The following is a 1,109-nucleotide window of genomic DNA, read 5'->3' as shown; positions in this document are numbered from 1 at the left end:
AAGTGCCCGGGGCTGATGCCGTCGATCGTGCCGATGAGGGCGTCACCGAACCCGGCGCCGAAGGACTGCCGACCGTTGACGGCGATACCCGGCGGCGTCCGTACGCGTCAGCCGCTCACCCGACGCGTCATACACGAACCCGGCCTCACCGGCCCCGTACGCGGGCTCGGACGCGCCGACCTCCACCGAGCTCAACGACCCCGACGCGTCCCAGCCCAACGTCCGCTTCGCGCCCGACCCGGAGCCGGACCCGAGGCCGCCAACGCCACCGACTCGGCCTGGCACGTCGCGCCGGTGACGACCACACCCCTCGAGCCTGCGCAGCTCGTCGTAACCGAAGCAAATCAAGAACTCTCATTGCCTGAGCACTTCTCCGGGATTGATGCCAAGACCTGCAAGATCCTCCTCGACTCGAGAGATCAGTTGTCGACAGCACAACTCCACGTCGGCCCATTCAAGCGACATAGGCGGCAGCTCCGAGGCAAAGATGGAGCCGAATACCCATCCTTGACGTGTTTGACGAAACGCGATCGAGCCGACCTCTTCGAATGACATGGACTCGAACTCGAAGTCGCCTCGACTTGGATCGGCAAGCCAAACTCTCAAGCTTCGGGCAAGCTCGACGACAGGAAACCTCGGCTCTTCATAGAGCGCCTGGTGCGCCGCGACCACCTGGAGGTCGGCGTCAAGCGCGATCAGGTAGTCGGCTTGAGTTGTACCCCGGAGTTCACTGGAGTCCAGGCGGTCGTAGGTCATCTCCACTTCAGTCACCTTACGTTGACGGGAAAGGCATTGATGACTCGACCGTCGCCGGTCACGATGACTCGAATGAACTGCTGGCCGCGAGTGCCGATGGCTCCGCCGCCCGGCACGATCGCCCGGAACGTGTCGTCGACTTGATTCGGAAGAAACTGGACCCTATCGGATTCAAGACCGCGCGAGATCCACCGCTGCACCTGGCCGATGTCGTCCGTGGCAAACTTGGCTCCGTTCCCACCCGCCGAGGCCAGATGCTTGTTCTTCACAAAGATCGATGCGGGGTCTTCGGCAGCCCGAAACGCGGCCTGGGAGGCCCTCGACAATGCCGACTCGCTGTTTGCGACGGTCGT

Annotated in this window: 2 protein-coding genes; both read right to left on the bottom strand. The window is 63.3% G+C overall.

Annotated elements, in window-relative coordinates:
* Window positions 1–354: 354 nt before the first annotated feature.
* Window positions 355–756 (bottom strand): DUF7878 domain-containing protein, encoded by a 402-nt coding sequence (locus tag CCO02nite_RS15555; RefSeq protein ID WP_246117597.1) that lies wholly within the window; start codon window positions 754–756, stop codon window positions 355–357.
* 11 nt (window positions 757–767) lie between these two features.
* Window positions 768–1,109: hypothetical protein (locus tag CCO02nite_RS15830; protein WP_222593227.1), on the bottom strand; the 342-nt coding region annotated here is incomplete at its 5' end.

The sequence above is a fragment of the Cellulomonas composti genome (assembly GCF_007990245.1).
In the GTDB taxonomy this organism is placed as follows: domain Bacteria; phylum Actinomycetota; class Actinomycetes; order Actinomycetales; family Cellulomonadaceae; genus Cellulomonas; species Cellulomonas composti.
The sequence above is the reverse complement of the archived record's forward strand: the minus strand, read 5'-3'. Positions and strand labels throughout refer to the sequence as shown.